This is a genomic window from Burkholderia sp. Tr-20390 (genome assembly GCF_017104595.1).
In the GTDB taxonomy this organism is placed as follows: Bacteria; Pseudomonadota; Gammaproteobacteria; order Burkholderiales; family Burkholderiaceae; genus Burkholderia.
In genome coordinates, this window is sequence record NZ_JAAGPC010000191.1 from 1 (window position 1) to 16806 (window position 16806).

Consider the following 16806-nt stretch of genomic DNA (forward strand, 5'->3'; position numbering starts at 1 on the left):
GTCGAACAGTCGGTGCACATCTACAACCATGAGCGACCGCATACGGCTCTGAAATACAAAACGCCCGATGCGGTGCATCGGGCGTTCTAGTGCCTGGATACTGTCAACCTATTCCAGGACTTGACACGCGGGCGATGCGTCGTCGAACAGCGAGAACTGCCCGTGGCGCTCTGCGGTATCTTCGTCGATGCGCACGCCGACGCCGAGCAGCCGCACCGCCTGCGCCCGCCGTTGCAGCCCCTTCGCGAGCAGCGTGACGGCCGTGTCCGCATTCGTCGCATCGGCCACGCACTCGACCGTCGTGCGCTGGAAATCGGCGAAGCGGATCTTCACGTACAGCTTGCGGATCGAGCGCGCGGCGCCCGCCCGTTCGATCCGCGCGTCGAGTTGCACGACGAGGCGGCGGATTTCCTCCGCGCACTGCTCGAGCGTCGTCAGGTCGGTCACGTAGGTCGTCTCGACACTGACCGACTTGCGCTCCTGGTCGGCCTGCACGCGCCGCTCGTCGATCCCGCGCGACAGTTCGTACAACCGCCGCCCGAACGCGCCGAATTCGCGGTGCAGGTCGATCAGCGGCCAGTCGCGCAACTGCGCGCAGGTCTGAATGCCGAGCCGGTCGAGCCGCGTGGCCGTCACCTTGCCGACGCCGTGCAGCTTGCGCACCGGCAGCGCCGCAACGAACGCGTCGATCTCGTGCGGCCGCACGACGAACAGCCCGTCGGGCTTGTTCCAGTCGGACGCGATCTTCGCGATGAACTTGTTCGGCGCAACGCCGGCCGACACGGTCACGCCGACCGTGTCGAACACGCGCTGGCGGATCTCCCGCGCAATCAGCGTAGCACTCCCCTGGCACCGCTCCGACCCGCTGACGTCGAGGTACGCCTCGTCGAGCGACAGCGGCTCGACGTCGGGCGTGTAGTCGCGATAGATCGCCATGATCTGCCGCGATGCCGCGCGGTACTTGTCCATCGCGGTCGGCAGGATCAGCAGGTCCGGGCACTTGCGCATCGCCAGCGCCGACGACATCGCCGAATGCACGCCGTAGCGCCGCGCCTCGTAGTTGCAGGTCGCGATCACGCCACGCTGGTCGGGCCGGCCGCCGACCGCGAGCGGCCGGTTGCGCAGCGACGGGTCGTCGCGCATCTCGACCGACGCGTAGAAGCAGTCGCAGTCGCAGTGAATGATCTTGCGCATGCGCGGCTGCGCGTCGGCCGGCGGCGGCAGGTGCGGATCGGCAGGCGGAATGATGGTCGGGTTCACGGTGCCGATACTGTACAAAAACACAGTGCCGGTTTCAACTGTCGCGTGCGGCCGTAGCCGGCCGCCCGTGGCCGGCCACTCATAACTGGCTGCGCCGTACCGGCCCGGTTTGTGCGGATCGTACCGGCCGGGCACAGACAGCGGCGCCTATACTCGTCTGCCGCGAGACACGAAACGCAAAGGTGACAGTTGACGTCCTCGTCCGCCTAAAGGCGGAGGATTCCCACATCTGGCGATGCACGTCCGCATCGGAGAATGTTCAGCGCAGCGTTGATATCACGATCATGCTCGACACCACAGTCACTGCAGGTCCACTCTCTTATTCGCAGTCCCGCGATACCTTTCGGCCGCGTCGTGCTGTCTCTCGATCCGCACGCCGAACAGGACTGGGTCGAACCGCTTTCGTCGACTTCCTCGAACGTGGCTCCGTGCGCGATCGCCTTGTAGCGGAGCTTGTCTCGGAAGGACGACCAGGACGCGTCGTAGACGCTCTTCGCCATCCTGGTTCTGGCGAGTTTCGCGGCCGACACGTTGCCGACCGCGATGTAATCGAACCGCCGCACCAGATCGAGTGCGAGCTTGTGCTGGAAATCGGCACGGGCATTCGCAATCTTGGCGTGCAGCTTCGCGATATGCCGTTTGTGCTTTCGTGCCCGTTGCGCTTTCGCCAGCTTTTCCGCCGCTTGTCGACCGAACCGATCGTTAGGCAGTTTCTCGCCGGTCGAAAGTGTGGCGAAGTCTTTCAGGCCGAGATCGATGCCAACGCCGGAACGGATCGGGCGAGCTTGAACATCGGGCACCTCGATCACGATGTTCAAGAACCAATTGCCACGCGCATCCTGCGCGAAGTTGGTCCCGTCCTTGATCTTGCCTTCGGGAAGCGTGCGGCTGTTGAACACGCGAAACGTGTTGCCGGCAAAGCGGAACGCTTCGCCTTCACGCTTCAGGTCGCGGCCCTTCAGAGGCACCCAGCCCAGCGATTTCCTGCCGCGATAGCGCAGGTAGGGCCGACGGTGCTGACTGCGCGACTTCGCATATTGCTCGCACGTCGCGTTGATCGTGCCGGAGTGGATGCCGAGCGCCTTGCTGCTCCCCGTCGTCAGCACGTTCAGATCGAATCCCGTCGGCCACTTCCTGCTCCACTGGAGCGCGTGCTTCTGCGTGTCATTGCAGAAGTTCCAGACGAAGTTCACCGCACGGCTCTGCTTGTTAAGCAGTCCGTTGAGCGACTTCACGCGGTAGCGGTAGACAAGAATCATGCAGGTGATCCTAACCCGTGGAAGAAGCTACCTGTCAACAGCACGCCTTTCCTTCCCGCCATCCGCCCCGAAGGAAGTCCCCTTGGGGGAAATGGCGGGGTTTCTTGGAGCAAATTCTGATGAAGACAATCGGACTGATCGGCGGGATGAGCTGGGAATCGTCGGCCGAGTACTACCGGATGATCAATCGCCATTCGAAGGCGTTGCACGGCGGGCACCACAACGCGAAGAGCGTGCTGGTCACGGTCGATTTCGCGGAGATCGAAGCGCTGCAGCGCACGCACGACTGGGCCGCGCTCGGCGAACGGATGGCCGGCGCCGCACGACAGCTCGAAGCGGCCGGCGCCGATCTGGTCGTGCTGACCACCAATACGATGCATCGCGTATGCGATGCGATCGAAGCCGCGGTGAAGTTGCCGTTCCTGCACATCGCCGATCCGACCGGCACCGCGCTGCGCGATGCCGGCGTCGAGCGCGTCGCGCTGCTCGGCACGCGCTACACGATGGAGCTGCCGTTCTATGCGGAGCGGCTGCGCGGGAAGTTCGGGATGGAGGTGCTCGTGCCGGACGAACGCGGGCGCGACGACGTGCACCGGATCATCTACGACGAGCTGTGCCACGGCATCGTCTCGCCGGAATCGCGCGCGACGTACGTGACGATCATCGAGGAACTGGCCCGGCGCGGTGCGCAGGCCGTGATCCTCGGCTGCACGGAAATCACGCTGCTGATCGGCGCGGACGACTCGCCGCTGCCGGTGTTCGATACGACCGCGCTGCATGCGAAGGCGGCGGTCGAGTGGGCGGCGCGCTGATCGCTGCCGCGCGGAAAACAAAAAACCCGGCACGGGGCCGGGTTCCTGTCGACGAAGCGCGCATCGGTCACTTGCGCTGCACATCGTCTGGTGTGCTTGGTTGCGGGGGTAGGATTTGAACCTACGACCTTCGGGTTATGAGCCCGACGAGCTGCCAGACTGCTCCACCCCGCGTCAGAGAAATAAATTATAGGGTGAGGGAGTACTCACGTCAATACTTTTGTCACAATTTCTTCTCGATTCATCGAAACGGCCGCGCGCGGCGCCTCCCCCGCCCCGCACGAAGCGCGCGTTCGCGCCCCGTGCTCGCGGTAAGATGGCGGCCTTCGCATTCACCCCGCACGCACACTCCCGTTCATGAAAATCGCCACCTGGAACGTCAACTCGCTCAACGTCCGCAAGCAGCACGTGCTCGACTGGCTCGCGCAAAGTGGAACCGACGTGCTGTGCCTGCAGGAACTGAAGCTGCCGGACGAGAAATTCCCGCGCGCCGATCTCGAGGCGGTCGGCTACCGCAGCTGGTTCACCGGCCAGAAGACCTACAACGGCGTCGCGATCCTCGCGCGCGACACGCTGTCCGTCGACGAATCGGACGTCGTGCGCAACATTCCGGGCTTCGACGACCCGCAGCAGCGCGTGGTCGCCGCGACGGTCGACGGCGTGCGCATCGTGTCCGCCTATTTCCCGAACGGCCAGGCGCCCGACTCCGACAAGTTCGTCTACAAGATGCAATGGCTCGACGCGCTGCAGGCATGGCTGCGCACCGAGCTGCAGCGCTACCCGAAGCTCGCGCTGCTCGGCGACTACAACATCGCGCCGGAAGACCGCGACGTGCACGACCCGGCGAAATGGGAAGGCCAGAACCTCGTGTCGCCGCAGGAGCGCGCCCACTTCGCGCAGCTGATCGAGCTGGGCTTCGTCGACGCGTTCCGCCGCTTCGAACAGCCGGAGAAGACCTTCACGTGGTGGGACTACCGGATGATGGCGTTCCGCCGCAACGCGGGGCTGCGCATCGACCACGTGCTGCTGTCGCCGGCGCTCGCGGAAACCTGCACGTCGTGCGAAGTCGATCGCACGCCGCGCACGTGGGAACAGCCGTCCGACCACACGCCCGTCGTCGCGGTCGTCGGCTGATCTTCCGGGCAGCCCGCGCGCGTTCAGCGCCGCGCGGGCGCCGGCCCGAGATGAGCCCACAGGAACCCGAATTCGGCCGCATCGGCCTCCGCGCGTTCCAGATCGTCGGCGCTGCCGTGGCCGCCGTCGGTGTTCTCCCAGTACCACACCCGTTCATGACCGAGCGCGTGCATGCGCGCGGCCATCTTGCGTGCGTGCGCCGGATGCACGCGGTCGTCGCGCGTCGACGTCGTCAGCAGCAGCGGCGGATACGCGACGCCTTCGCGCACACGGTGATACGGCGAGTACGCGGCTAGCGCCGCACCTTCGTGCGGATCGTCCGGGTCACCGTATTCGTCGAGCCATGCGGCGCCCGCGTGCAGCTTCGGATAACGCTGCATGTCGAGCAGCGGCACGCGGCAGAGCACCGCGCCGAACAACTCCGGCCGCTGCACCATGCACGCGGCGACCAGCAGCCCGCCGTTGCTGCCGCCTTCGATGCCGAGCTGCGCGGCGGTCGTCACGCCGGTCGCGACCAGATCCTCGGCCACCGCGATGAAATCGTCGAAGGAACGCTGGCGATGTTCGCGCTGCGCATCGACGTGCCAGCGCGGCCCGAACTCGCCACCGCCGCGGATGTGCGCGAACGCCATCACGCCGCCGCGCTCGAGCCACCCGATACCGAACGCATCGCTGTAGCCCGGCAGGTTCGGGATCGCGAAGCCGCCATAGCCCGACAGCAGGCACGGCCGCGCGACACGCGCGGCACCGTCGGCCACGTCGAGTGCATCGCGCGGCCCGATCAGCGTGTACGGCACGATCGTGCCGTCTTGCGAGCGTGCGCTCGCGCGGCGCACGACGAGCCCGGCCGCGCCGAACTGCACCGGCGGCCGGTCGAGCAGCACGCGACGCGACGGCGCATCGTCCGCGCGATCCGCAAGGTCGGCCAGCCAGCATTCGGGCGGATCGATATAGGTGTCGACGTCCACGTAAATCTCGTCGTTCAGCGTCGATTCGACGGGCTCGACGTCGATCTGCGTATCGCCCGGCCCCGGCCACTCGAACGGCCGCGCATCCCACGTCCACGTGCCGTCGTCGGCCTGGCTCGGCTGCCACAGCATCGTGCGGTTGTGCACGTCGTCGAGCCAGCTCGCGATCAGCGTCGTGCGCGTGTGCGTCCACGTGCATGCGGACGTCGACGGTTGCGGCGCGAACAGCGTCGTGAGTTCGCGCGACCCGGCCAGGAACGCCTGCTCGCGGATCGCGAGCAGTGAACCACCCGCATGGCGCACGCCGTCACACTCCCAGTCGAGGCGCGGCTCCAGCATGAGCCAGCCTTCCCAGAACCCGACCTCGACGTGGGTCGGCACGTCGTAGCGCGCCCACTCGCCTGCCTCCGTCAAGCGGTACGCATGTGCGTCGAAGAAATCGACGCTGCGCCACGCGACGTGACGGTTGTCGATCGGATCGAACCCCGCACCCGCGCTGATGTCGTCGGGTTCGCCGCGGAACACGACGGGCGCGTCGGCCAGCGCGGTGCCACGCACCCAGCGCCGCGCTTCATACGGATAGCCGGCCGCGGTCGCATGCGCTTCGCCGCGATCCCAGCTCACGTAGACGGTATCGCGATCGATCCAGCCGACCGTGTGATGTCCCGGCTCGTCGATCGTGAAACCGCCGTCGACGAAACGGCGTTCGACGAGATCGAATTCGCGCACGACGACCGCATCGGCCCCGCCCGGCGACAGCGACAGCAGCGCGCGATCGCCGTCCGGGTACAGGATCGCGTCCTGCTCGAACACCCACGACTCGCCCTCCTCCGCACCGAGCGCGTCGACGTCGAGCAGCGTTTCCCACGCCGGTTTTCCCGCGCGCCAGTCGTCCCAGCGCGTGCGGCGCCACAGCCCCTTCGGATGGAGATCGTCCTGCCACAGGTCGTAGGCCCAGTCGCGCCAGCGCGTCGGAATCACCGGGCGCTCGCGCGGCAGGTACGCTTTGGCGAGGCGCGCCGTCAGCGCGCGATACGCGTCGTCGTCACGCAGCGCGGCGCGCGTGCGCGCATTCTGCTCGTCGACCCACGTGCGGGCGCGCTTGCTGTCGAGTGATTCGAGGAAACGGAACGGGTCGGCCCCGGCGGGCCAGCGGAAGGAATCGGACATTGAGGATCGGCGGAATGGCAAACGGCGTGCAAACCGCGATTATGTCCGATCGCGGCATGCGTGACGCCCGCGCATGCCGCAAATCGTGCTCAGGGCTCCAGATGGAGTTCCTGGATCTTGCGCGTGATGGTGTTGCGGCCGATGCCGAGCCGCTCCGCGGCCTCGACCTTGCGGCCGCGCGTGAAGTCGAGCGCCTCGCGGATCACGGCCGCCTCGAAGCGGCGTGCGAGTTCGTCCATCACATCGGCCGAGTTCTCGCGCAACAGCCGTGCGACCTCGGTGCGCAGGCCATGCTCCCACAGCGGATAACCGGCCGGCACACCGCCGTTCGGCGCCGCCCCGACGGGCGCGGACGCCACCGTTGCCACACCGGTCGCCGGTTGCGCGAGCGCCGTCTCGCCACCGCTGCCGTGCGCATCCGCACCATCGCCCGTTGCAGCGACCGGCGCGCCGGCCGGCACGAGGTCGGGCGGCAGATCCTTGATCTCGACCGTCTGCGCGGGCGCCATCACGGTCAGCCAGTTCGCGAGGTTCTCGAGCTGGCGCACGTTGCCGGGAAACGCCAGCGACGTGAGGTAAGCCAGCGCTTCGTCGGACACGCGCTTCGGCTCGACGCCGAGATCGCGCGCGCTCTTCTGCAGGAAGTGGCGCGTGAGCAGCGCGATGTCCTCGCTGCGTTCGCGCAGCGGCGGCAGGCGCAGCCGGATCACGTTGAGCCGGTGGTAAAGGTCCTCGCGGAACAGCCCCTGCCGCACGCGCGATTCGAGATTCTGGTGCGTCGCGGCGATCACGCGCACGTTCGCGCGCAGCGGGTTGTGGCCGCCGACCCGATAGAACTGCCCGTCCGACAGCACGCGCAACAGGCGCGTCTGCAGGTCGAACGGCATGTCGCCGATTTCGTCGAGGAACAGCGTGCCGTTCTCGGCCTGCTCGAAGCGTCCCTGCCGCGTCGTCTGCGCGCCGGTGAACGCGCCGCGCTCATGGCCGAACAGCTCGGATTCGAGCAGGTCCTTCGGAATCGCAGCGGTGTTCAGCGCGATGAACGGCCCGTTCGCACGCGGGCTGTGACGGTGCAGCGCACGCGCGACGAGCTCCTTGCCGGTGCCCGATTCGCCGGTGATCAGCACGGTCGCGGCCGAGTGCGACAGGCGGCCGATCGCGCGGAACATGTCCTGCATCGCGGGCGCCTGGCCGAGCATCTCGGGCGCCTCGGCCACGCGCTCGTCCTGCGGCGCGCCGCCGCGCAGGCTTTCTTCCACCGCGCGGCGGATCAGCTCGACCGCCTTGTCGACGTCGAACGGCTTCGCGAGATATTCGAACGCGCCGCCCTGGAACGCCGCGACGGCGCTGTCGAGATCGGAGAACGCCGTCATGATGATGACGGGCAGGCCCGGCAGGCGCTCGTGCATCGCCTGCAGCAACTCGAGGCCCGAGCCGCCCGGCATCCGGATGTCGGATACGAGCACCTGCGGGGTCTCGTGGTCGAGCGCGGCCAGCGCGTCACGCACGTTCGCGAAGCTCTTCGTCGCGAAGCTGTCCCGGGCGAGCGCCTTTTCGAGCACCCAGCGGATCGATTGGTCGTCGTCTACTATCCAGATCGGCTTCATAGGTCGGTCAGATATGGGTAAATCTGGTGAATCGCCATGCCGCCGCTCAATGGTCGAGCGGCAGCAGGATCTGAAATTCGGTACGTCCGGGCCGGCTTTCGACCTCGATCGTCCCGTCATGCTGCTGCACGAACGTCTGCGCGAGCGTCAAGCCGAGGCCGCTGCCGTCGTCGCGCCCGGACACGAGCGGGTAGAAGATCCGGTCGCGGATTTCCTCCGGAATGCCGGGCCCGTTGTCGATCACGTGCAAGTCCAGTGCCAGCCGGTACAGGCGCTTCGCAATCGTCACCTTGCGCGCGATGCGCGTGCGCAGCTCGATCTTCGCGTCGCCCTGCGCGATGCGTTCGCGCAGCGCCTGCGCGGCGTTGCGCACGATGTTGAGCAGCGCCTGGATCAGTTGCTCCTTGTCGCCGCGCAGGTCCGGCACGCTCACGTCGTAGTCGCGCTCGATCGTGAGCCCGCGCGGGAATTCCGCGAGCATCACCGCGCGCACGCGTTCGCATACTTCATGAATGTTCACGTCGCCGACGATGTGCGGGTGCCGGTGCGGCTCCAGCAACCGGTCGACGAGCGTCTGCAGGCGATCGGACTCCTTGATGATCACCTGCGTGTATTCGCGTAACTCGCCGCGCTCGCGCTCGCCGAGCTCGAATTCGAGCAGTTGGGCTGCGCCGCGAATGCCGCCGAGCGGGTTCTTGATCTCGTGCGCGAGGTTGCGGATCAGTTGCTTGTTGACCGCGGTCAGGTCGTGGATGCGTTCCTCGCGATCGGTGCGCGACTGCCGCTCGTTCTCGAACAGCTCGACGAGCACGAAATCGGGCGCGGTCTCGAGAAAGCCGACGATCGCGTGCACATGCAGCGGTTCGCGGCCGGGCCGGTCGAGCACGGTATCGAGGTGCGTCGCGTGAAAGCGTTCCTCGCCGATCGCGGTGATCGTCGATGCCAGCTCGTTCGCATTGGGAAAAATCTCGCCCCACGGCCGCTGCGCGAGCTGCCGGCGCGAGATGTCGAGCATCGCCTCGGCAGACGGATTCGCGAACGCGATCCGCAGCGTCTTGCGGTCGAGCACGATCACGACCGTCGGCAGCGCTTCCAGCCCCGCCAGCAGGCCCGAACGTGCGAGCCGCTCGTCGTCCGTCAGTCGCTCGGGCTGCCCCGTTCTCGCCTTGATCAGATTCTTCAGAACCATCTGCGTGCTTGTCGCGCCTCAACGGGCCAGAAAAGGAAAATCACGGGAACAAAAAAGGGACGGCTGGACGCCGCCCCTTTCAGACTCCGCCGTTCCCGCCGCAGGCCGCGCGACGGGAACGAACCGGCATGACGGCGCTGAATCGAAGCGCCATCGCCGATTAGAGCGAGTAGTACATCTCGAACTCGATCGGGTGCGTCGTCATGCGGAACTTCGCCAGCTCCTGCTCCTTCAGCGCGAGGTACGCGTCGAGCATGCCGTCCGTGAACACGCCGCCACGGGTCAGGAACTCGCGATCCTTGTCGAGCGCTTCGATTGCCTGGTCGAGGCCCGCGCAGACGGTCGGGATCTTTGCATCCTCTTCCGGCGGCAGGTCGTACAGGTTCTTGTCCGCGGCTTCGCCCGGATGGATCTTGTTCTGGATCCCGTCGAGGCCGGCCATCATCAGCGCCGAGAACAACAGGTACGGGTTCGCCATCGGATCCGGGAAGCGCGTTTCGATACGGCGGCCCTTCGGGTTCGACACGTGCGGAATGCGGATCGATGCCGAACGGTTGCGTGCCGAGTAGGCGAGCTTGACCGGTGCTTCGAAGTGCGGGACCAGACGCTTGTACGAGTTCGTCGTCGGGTTCGTGATCGCGTTCAGTGCACGGGCGTGCTTGATGATGCCGCCGATGTAGAACAGCGCCAGTTCCGACAGGCCGGCGTAGCCGTTGCCCGCGAACAGGTTCTGGCCGTCCTTCCAGATCGACTGGTGAACGTGCATGCCCGAACCGTTGTCGCCGACGACCGGCTTCGGCATGAAGGTTGCCGTCTTGCCGTACGAGTGCGCGACGTTATGGATGATGTACTTCGACCATTGCGTCCAGTCGGCGCGCTGAACCAGCGTCGAGAACTTCGTGCCGATTTCGTTCTGGCCCTGGCCCGCCACTTCGTGGTGGTGCACTTCGACCGGGATGCCGAGCTGTTCGAGCAGCAGGCACATTTCCGAACGCATGTCCTGGAACGTGTCGACCGGCGCGACCGGGAAGTAGCCGCCCTTCGTGCCCGGACGGTGGCCCGTGTTGCCGCCTTCGAATTCCTTGCCAGCCGACCACGGTGCTTCTTCCGAGTTGATCTTCACGAAGCAGCCCGACATGTCCGTGTTCCACTGGACCGAGTCGAAAATGAAGAATTCCGGTTCCGGACCGAAGTAGGCCGTGTCGCCGATGCCCGTGCTCTTCAGGTACGCTTCAGCGCGCTTCGCGAGCGAACGCGGGTCGCGCTCGTAGCCCTTGCCGTCGGCCGGCTCGACCACGTCGCAGGTCAGCACCAGGGTCGACTCTTCGTAGAACGGGTCGATGAAGGCAGCGGTCGGGTCCGGCATGAGCAGCATGTCCGACGCCTCGATGCCCTTCCAGCCCGCGATCGACGAGCCGTCGAATGCATGGCCGCTTTCGAACTTGTCTTCGTCAAACGCCGAAACCGGCACCGACACGTGCTGTTCCTTGCCGCGCGTATCCGTGAAGCGGAAATCGACAAACTTGACGTCCTCGTCCTTCACGAGCTGCATGACGTCGGCGACGGTTTTACTCATAACCTCTTCTCCTGATTGAACAATTCCGGCGGACTGGGACCCGCCTCGTTTATCGAGCTGACCGGGGTCTTGCTTTGGCGCAGCGCGCCCCGATTCGACCGAATCCTATAAAGCAGCTTCCGTGCCACCTATGCGCGAGATTGGCGCGAATCGCGCCAGCGCTCGTCGCGACGGGGCTGTGCTGCGCAATTCCGGGGCTCGGCTGCCCACCGCCTGCCAACCGGAAGCACCGCGATGGTGCAATCATCGCAGTGCGCTTCGTCCGCGGAATCATCTTGGTGCATGCGCGCCATTCTGCACTCTTTTGGTGAACGCGTGTGGGGTGCGCACACCGTACCCCACGCGGACATCCGTGCCGCGACGCCGCGCTAGAATGTTCGTTTGACCGATAGGAGACCCCCTGCCATGAGTACGCTCGACCAGCTTTATGCGAAGGCCGACGAACGCCGCGCACAAGCCGCGCTCAACTACGCCGGGGCGCTGCTGCCGGCCGAGGCGTTCGAACTGCTGCAGCTCGATCCGTCGGCGCGCCTCGTCGACGTGCGCACCCGCGCCGAACTCGACTGGATCGGCCGCCCGCTCGTCGGCGACGGCCAGTACCTGCACCTCGAATGGACGCGCTACCCGGGCGGCGTGCCGAACGCCGAATTCGTCAACGAACTGAAGGCGGCCCTCCCGGCCGATACGCCCATCCTGTTCCTGTGCCGCAGCGCCGCGCGCTCGAAGCTCGCCGCGGTCGCCTCCACGCAGGCCGGCTTCACGAAGGCCTTCGACCTGCTCGAAGGCTTCGAGGGCGCGAAGGACGCCGAAGGCCACCGCAAGACGATCGAAGGCTGGTGCTTCCGGAAACTGCCGTGGATCGGCGCCTGACGGCACGCCGCGCCCGCCGGTTGCGACAACCCCATCGTCGAGCCGGGCGATGACATGCCGATGACGGGCCGCGTTGCGCGGCCCGTGGTTTTTGTGCGGCTGATTGAGGGCCGCTCAGGCGCGCGGCGTATCGGGTTCGACGACGTCGCCGCCGAGCAGGTGCACGCCTTCGCGCAGCTTCACGTATGCAGCCGCGACCGCTTCCGGCTCACCCTTCACGCCGAGGTCGATGTGGCGGCGCGCATAGATCCCGCCGCGCTCCGCATCGCCGACGCTCGGCAGGCTGAACACGCGCACGCCCGGGAAATCGCGCTCGATGCGCTCCATCAGCGGCGTGAGCGTCGATTCCGGCAGCTCGAACACGTACAGCGAGCGCTCCGCGTGCGGCGTCGCGTGATGCAGGTGCGCGTACTTCGTGTCGAGCACCCATTCGATCATCGGCCACGCCATCACCGGGAAGCCCGGCACGAAGTGCAGGTCGCCGACCGAGAAGCCGGGAATCCGGTTGTAGCCGTTCGGGATGATCGTCGCGCCCACCGGGAACACGCCCATGTTGAAGCGGTGCTGGTTCTCCGGCGACTCGAAATCGACCGGCTTGGCCGGATCGGTGTGCGTTTCGCGGATCCGTTCGGAAATCAGCACCTTCGCTTCCGGATGCAGCTCGAGCGGCACGCCGAGCGCGGCGGCCGCGCACTGGCGCGTGTGGTCGTCCGGCGTCGCGCCGATGCCGCCCGTCGAGAACACGATGTCGCCCGACGCGATCGCGCGGGCGAGGGTCGCCGTGATGCGCGCCGGATCGTCGCCGACGTATTCGGCCCAGTCGAGCGTGAGGCCGCGCGCGCCGAGCAGCTCGATGACCTTCGCCAGATGCTTGTCCTGCCGGCGGCCCGAAAGGATTTCGTCGCCGATGATGATGATGCCGATGCTCATGCCTGCCCCATGTCGATTGCGGTGGCGCGCGAACTCGCACGCAGGTCCTCCAGCGCGCGCAGGCAGTAATGCCCGAACCACAGCGCCGAGAAGACGAGGATGAAAGCGTATACCCAGATCATGGCCGCCGCGACGAACGGGAACAGCACCATCATCCAGACCGACGATACCCACACGAAGGTCGGCACGGTGCCGAGCAGCCCGGTCGCGACGCCGATGCCGATCAGCGGCCAGCGGTGCTGCCGCACGAGCGCCCGGCGCTCGTCGCGGCTCGCGTGCAGCGCAAGCGCGTCGTAGGTCATCACGCGGTAGGTGAGCCAGCCCCAGATCACCGGCGGCAACAGCGCGAAGAACGGCGGAATCAACCACAGCGGGATCGTGACGACCAGCACGACGACACCGGCCAGCGCCGCCCACAGCGAATTGAACACGCTGCCGAAGAAGGTGCCGCCCCGCTTCGCCTCGAGCGCCGCGAACTGCCGGTTCGCGAGGTGCTTGATCACGACCGGCATCGAAATCGTCGCGATCAGCAGCAGCACGGTCAGCACGATCAGCGGAATCGCGAGCGACACGACCACGAACGGCGCGACGACGGCATGCAGCTGCGACATGCCGATCGCGTCGAACGCACGGTACAGCATGGCCGTCAGCACGAAGCCGTCGAGCGCGCCGCGTGCGAGGTCCAGCAGCGACTGCCACGAGAACCACAGCACGACGCCCCACAGGACGGCCGAGACGAGAAACGGCATCAGGGTGAGCCACAGCATGCGCGGATGCAGTGCACTCGCCAATGCCCGGACGAAGGAACGCAGCAAGTCGTTCATGCGAGCCTGTATCGACGGAGAAAAACGGGGAAAGGATAAACCACGCGGCCCGCATGCGCCAAAGCACATGCGGGCCGCGTGGGGGAGCCGCTCAACGTGGGAATGGCCGGGTCAGGCCGATGCCGCGCCGCGCTTGGCGGGGAACAGGCGCCGGAAGATCCGCACGAACGCGAGGCCGTGCTGCGCCCAGAAGCCTTCGCCGTAGGACACGCCCTCGACCTGGTCGCGGATGCCGGTCGGCTCGACCGTGCGGTTCCACGACGCGGTGCCGAACATCATGTCCCACCACGGGAACAGCACGCCGAAGTTGCAGCCGTACTTCGTGCCTTCGTGGCCATAGCCGACCGCGTGGTGGCGGCGGTGGAAGATCGGGCTCACGAGCAGGCGCTCGCCGAGCCAGCCGAACGGCAGCCGTGCATTCGTGTGCTGAATGCTCTGCATGAAGTTCGTGAACGCGGTCAGCACGACGAACTGCGACGGCGTCACGCCGATCACGAGCGCGATCGCCGCGAAGAAGCACGACTGGATCACGTCGTCGAGCACGTGGTTGCGGTCATCGCACCACAGCGACATCTGGCGCTGGCTGTGATGCACCGCGTGCAGCTCCCACCAGATGCCGAACTTGTGCTGCCAGCGGTGATACCAGTAGCCGGCGAAATCGAGCACGACGAGATAGATCGCGAACGTGACGATCGGCTTCGAGGTCACGCCCGGCCACAGGTAGTCGAGGTTCAGGTTCGCGACGCCGTGCAGGCGCAGCCACGCCTGGAAGTTGTCGAACAGCGGCTGCAGCGCGAAGAAGAAGAACAGCGAGTAGATGCCGAGCTTCGCGATCGCCGTGTAGATCACGTCGACCCGCACGGCCCGGCGGTTCGTCCAGCGCTCGACGGGCAGCAGCGCCTCGAGCGGGCGCAGCAGCACGAACATCAGCACCATCTGCAGCGCCCCGACGATCACCCAGTACAGCGCGTCGTAGGTGTCCTCGTCATAGTCCATCAGGTTGAACTTGAAGAGGAGCGGCTGCACGACGTCGACGTACAGCCAGGTCTGGATGTCCGAGACGAATGCATCGATCAGGTGCAGCATCGTTCTCCCCCGCCCGTCACGCGCCGTTCGCGGCGCGCCACGGCGCGCGGTCGTAGAAATAGATGCCGTGCGGCGAGCGGCCGACGGCGATCGTCTGCACCAGCTTGCGCGACGCCAGGTCGATGATCCCGACCTTCTTCGCGAAGCGGAACGTCACCCACAGCGTCTTCTTGTCGGCGGACAGCTCCATGTCGTCCGGGCCCGGCAGCAGCCCGGTGATGTCGCCGACGTTGGTGAGCGTGTTCTCGTCGATGATGCTGATCGTGTTCGCGACCCGGTTCGTGACCGCGACGTGCGTGCCGTCAGCGAGCGAGCGGAAGTTGTGCGCGCCCTTGCCCGTGTAGATCTGCTTGACGACCTTCTGGTTGCGCCAGTCGACCACCGCGACGTAATCCGCGCCGGTCATCCCGACGAGCAGGTACTTGTCGTCCGGCGTGAGCCACAGGCCGGCCGGCACCTTGCCGACCTTCATCTTCCACTTGACCGTCTGCGTCGGCAGGTCGATCGCCGCGATCTCGCCGGAGACCTGCAGCGACACGAGCAGCGTCTTGCTGTCCTTCGTGAACGCGAGGTGGCTCGGCATCACCGCGAGCGGCACGCGCTTCACGAGCTTCAGGTCGCGGCCGTCGTAGCCGTAGATGTCGACGCGGTCGAGCCGCAGGCCGGCCGCCGCGAACCATTTGCGGTCGGGCGAGAAGCCGAGCTGGTAAGGATCGTCGATCCCCTCGACGGTGCGCTGCAGCTTGCCCGTCTTCGGATCGAGGAACATCAGGCTGTTCGAGACCGAATTTGCAACGATCAGCGACGAATTGTCGGGCGTCGCCATCAGGTGATGCGGTTCCTTGCCGGTCGGCATCGTGCTGACGACTTCGCGGGTCTGCTGGTCGATCAGGGAAAGCGTCGCTTCGGCCGAATTGAGGATGATGACGTTATTCGCGTGTGCGGCGGGTGCCAGCACGGCGGCGGCCAGCGCGAGCGTGCGGCCGAGGGAAAGGAAAGTGCGCATGAAGACTCACGTCGAGGAACAACCGTCATTGTAAAACGTTCAACCGGCCCCGCCGGTTGACCGAAGCCGGCATTGCGCCACTTCGACGCACGCCGCGGCGGCCCGGTCGGCCCGCGCGGCAGGCGCCGCACGGCCGGCCGGGGCCAGCCACCGGTGCGGGCCTGGGAAACCGATGTTGCGCTAGCGCTGCATCGACTCCCAGACCTTGTGCAGACGCTTGACAGAGACAGGCATCGGTGTGCGCAGTTCCTGCGCGAACAGCGAAATCCGCAGTTCCTCGAGCAGCCAGCGGAATTCCGCGAGCCGCGCATCGGCGACGCCGCCGCGCTGCGACACCGCGCGCTGGTACTGCTGGGCGAGCGGCAGCAGGTCGGCCGACTGCTTCGCGTCACGCGCCGGGTCGGCCTTCAGCTTGTCGATCCGCAGCGCGATGCCCTTCAGGTAGCGCGGGAAGTGCGCCAGTTGCGCGTACGGCGTATCGATCACGAAGCGTTTGCCGACCAGCGCGGCGAGCTGCTGCTGCAGGTCCGCATGCGCCTGCGCGAACGGCTTCGCCTGCGCGAGCTTCTTCACGAGCCCCGCGTATTCGGCCAGGATCTGCCCGACCAGCCGCGCGATTTCCTGCGCGAGCAGGTTCAGGCGGCTCCGGCCCTCGTCGCGGCGCGCGTGGAAGCTCGCGTCGTCGTCGGGCAGCGGGTCCTGCAGGCACGCGCGGTCGAGCGCCGTGTCGATCAGCTGGTCGCGCAGCTCGTCCTGCGTGCCGAGCGACATGTACTGCATCGCCATCTCGCGCAGGCCCGGCAGGTTCTTCTCGAGGAACTTGATCGGCTCCTTCAGCTGCAGCGCGAACAGCCGCCGCAGGCCGGCCCGGTGGATGCGCGCGGCCTCCTCCGGCGAATCGAACACCTCGACGTCGCAATGCGTGCCGCGATCGACGAGCGCCGGGTAGCCGTACAGCGTCTGGCCGCGCCGGCGGATCTCCAGCAGCTCGGGCAGCTTGCCGAAATTCCACGTCGTCAGGTTCTCGTACAGCGCGGTCGCACCGGCTTCCGCCGGCGCGGCCGTCTGCGGCGCCGCGCCCTTGCCGGCCTTCGCGTGGCGGCCGGCGGCCCCCG

Annotated in this window: 15 protein-coding genes and 1 tRNA gene; 4 read left to right on the plus strand and 12 right to left on the minus strand. The window is 66.6% G+C overall.

The window, feature by feature from the left end; all coding sequences use genetic code 11:
* A partial coding sequence (locus G3N98_RS32840) for an integrase core domain-containing protein (protein WP_206139067.1) occupies nt 1-90 on the plus strand: 90 nt, incomplete at its 5' end.
* An 18-nt stretch (nt 91-108) separates the two neighbouring features.
* On the opposite strand, the gene dinB is transcribed toward G3N98_RS32840, so the two are convergent.
* Nucleotides 109-1284 (minus strand): DNA polymerase IV, encoded by a 1176-nt coding sequence (gene dinB, locus G3N98_RS32845; protein ID WP_206150520.1) that lies wholly within the window; start codon nt 1282-1284, stop codon nt 109-111.
* A 182-nt stretch (nt 1285-1466) separates the two neighbouring features.
* Nucleotides 1467-2519 carry an RNA-guided endonuclease TnpB family protein gene (locus tag G3N98_RS32850; protein ID WP_206150521.1) on the minus strand — a complete coding sequence of 351 codons (1053 nt, stop codon included), beginning with the start codon at nt 2517-2519 and terminating at the stop codon, nt 1467-1469.
* Nucleotides 2520-2638: 119 nt separating this feature from the next.
* On the opposite strand from G3N98_RS32850, the gene G3N98_RS32855 reads away from it, so the two are divergent.
* Nucleotides 2639-3331, plus strand: a complete 693-nt coding sequence (locus tag G3N98_RS32855) for an aspartate/glutamate racemase family protein (RefSeq protein ID WP_089425769.1) — start codon at nt 2639-2641, stop codon at nt 3329-3331.
* A 97-nt stretch (nt 3332-3428) separates the two neighbouring features.
* On the opposite strand, the gene G3N98_RS32860 is transcribed toward G3N98_RS32855, so the two are convergent.
* Nucleotides 3429-3505, minus strand: a tRNA-Met gene (locus tag G3N98_RS32860).
* A 183-nt stretch (nt 3506-3688) separates the two neighbouring features.
* On the opposite strand from G3N98_RS32860, the gene xth reads away from it, so the two are divergent.
* Entirely contained in the window at nt 3689-4465 is a 777-nt protein-coding gene (gene xth, locus G3N98_RS32865) for an exodeoxyribonuclease III (RefSeq protein WP_089425780.1), read from the plus strand.
* 23 nt (nt 4466-4488) lie between these two features.
* Here xth and G3N98_RS32870 read toward each other — a convergent pair whose 3' ends face one another.
* The 4 genes from G3N98_RS32870 to glnA form a co-directional block, all read right to left on the minus strand.
* A complete protein-coding gene (locus G3N98_RS32870) occupies nt 4489-6603 on the minus strand; it encodes a prolyl oligopeptidase family serine peptidase (protein ID WP_206150522.1) in 2115 nt (704 codons plus the stop codon).
* Between the two features lie 89 nt (nt 6604-6692).
* Nucleotides 6693-8210, minus strand: a complete 1518-nt coding sequence (ntrC, locus tag G3N98_RS32875) for a nitrogen regulation protein NR(I) (RefSeq protein WP_089473157.1) — start codon at nt 8208-8210, stop codon at nt 6693-6695.
* A gap of 46 nt (nt 8211-8256) precedes the next feature.
* Nucleotides 8257-9399 carry a nitrogen regulation protein NR(II) gene (glnL, locus tag G3N98_RS32880; protein WP_174975551.1) on the minus strand — a complete coding sequence of 381 codons (1143 nt, stop codon included), beginning with the start codon at nt 9397-9399 and terminating at the stop codon, nt 8257-8259.
* A 160-nt stretch (nt 9400-9559) separates the two neighbouring features.
* Nucleotides 9560-10975 (minus strand): type I glutamate--ammonia ligase, encoded by a 1416-nt coding sequence (gene glnA, locus G3N98_RS32885; RefSeq protein ID WP_039364811.1) that lies wholly within the window; start codon nt 10973-10975, stop codon nt 9560-9562.
* A gap of 405 nt (nt 10976-11380) precedes the next feature.
* Between glnA and G3N98_RS32890 the strand changes: the two genes are divergently transcribed.
* The gene (locus G3N98_RS32890) at nt 11381-11845 is read left to right on the plus strand and encodes a rhodanese-like domain-containing protein (protein ID WP_206150523.1); all 465 of its coding nucleotides are present in this window, start codon (nt 11381-11383) and stop codon (nt 11843-11845) included.
* Between the two features lie 114 nt (nt 11846-11959).
* Here the strand turns inward: G3N98_RS32890 and G3N98_RS32895 are convergent, their stop codons facing one another.
* From G3N98_RS32895 to G3N98_RS32915, 5 genes are all read right to left on the minus strand, one after another.
* Complete coding sequence (locus G3N98_RS32895; protein WP_089425785.1) at nt 11960-12775, minus strand: molybdopterin-binding protein; 816 nt, start codon at nt 12773-12775, stop codon at nt 11960-11962.
* Nucleotides 12772-13599 (minus strand): EI24 domain-containing protein, encoded by an 828-nt coding sequence (locus tag G3N98_RS32900; protein ID WP_089425786.1) that lies wholly within the window; start codon nt 13597-13599, stop codon nt 12772-12774. The genes G3N98_RS32895 and G3N98_RS32900 overlap by 4 nt, the downstream gene beginning before the upstream one ends.
* Nucleotides 13600-13710: 111 nt before the next feature.
* Nucleotides 13711-14685, minus strand: coding sequence for a sterol desaturase family protein (locus G3N98_RS32905; RefSeq protein WP_043190403.1), 975 nt, complete (start codon nt 14683-14685; stop codon nt 13711-13713).
* 16 nt (nt 14686-14701) lie between these two features.
* On the minus strand, nt 14702-15691 hold the full coding sequence (locus G3N98_RS32910; RefSeq protein WP_089425787.1) for a beta-propeller fold lactonase family protein: 990 nt from the start codon (nt 15689-15691) through the stop codon (nt 14702-14704).
* A gap of 180 nt (nt 15692-15871) precedes the next feature.
* A partial coding sequence (locus tag G3N98_RS32915) for a DUF3418 domain-containing protein (RefSeq protein ID WP_206150524.1) occupies nt 15872-16806 on the minus strand: 935 nt, incomplete at its 5' end.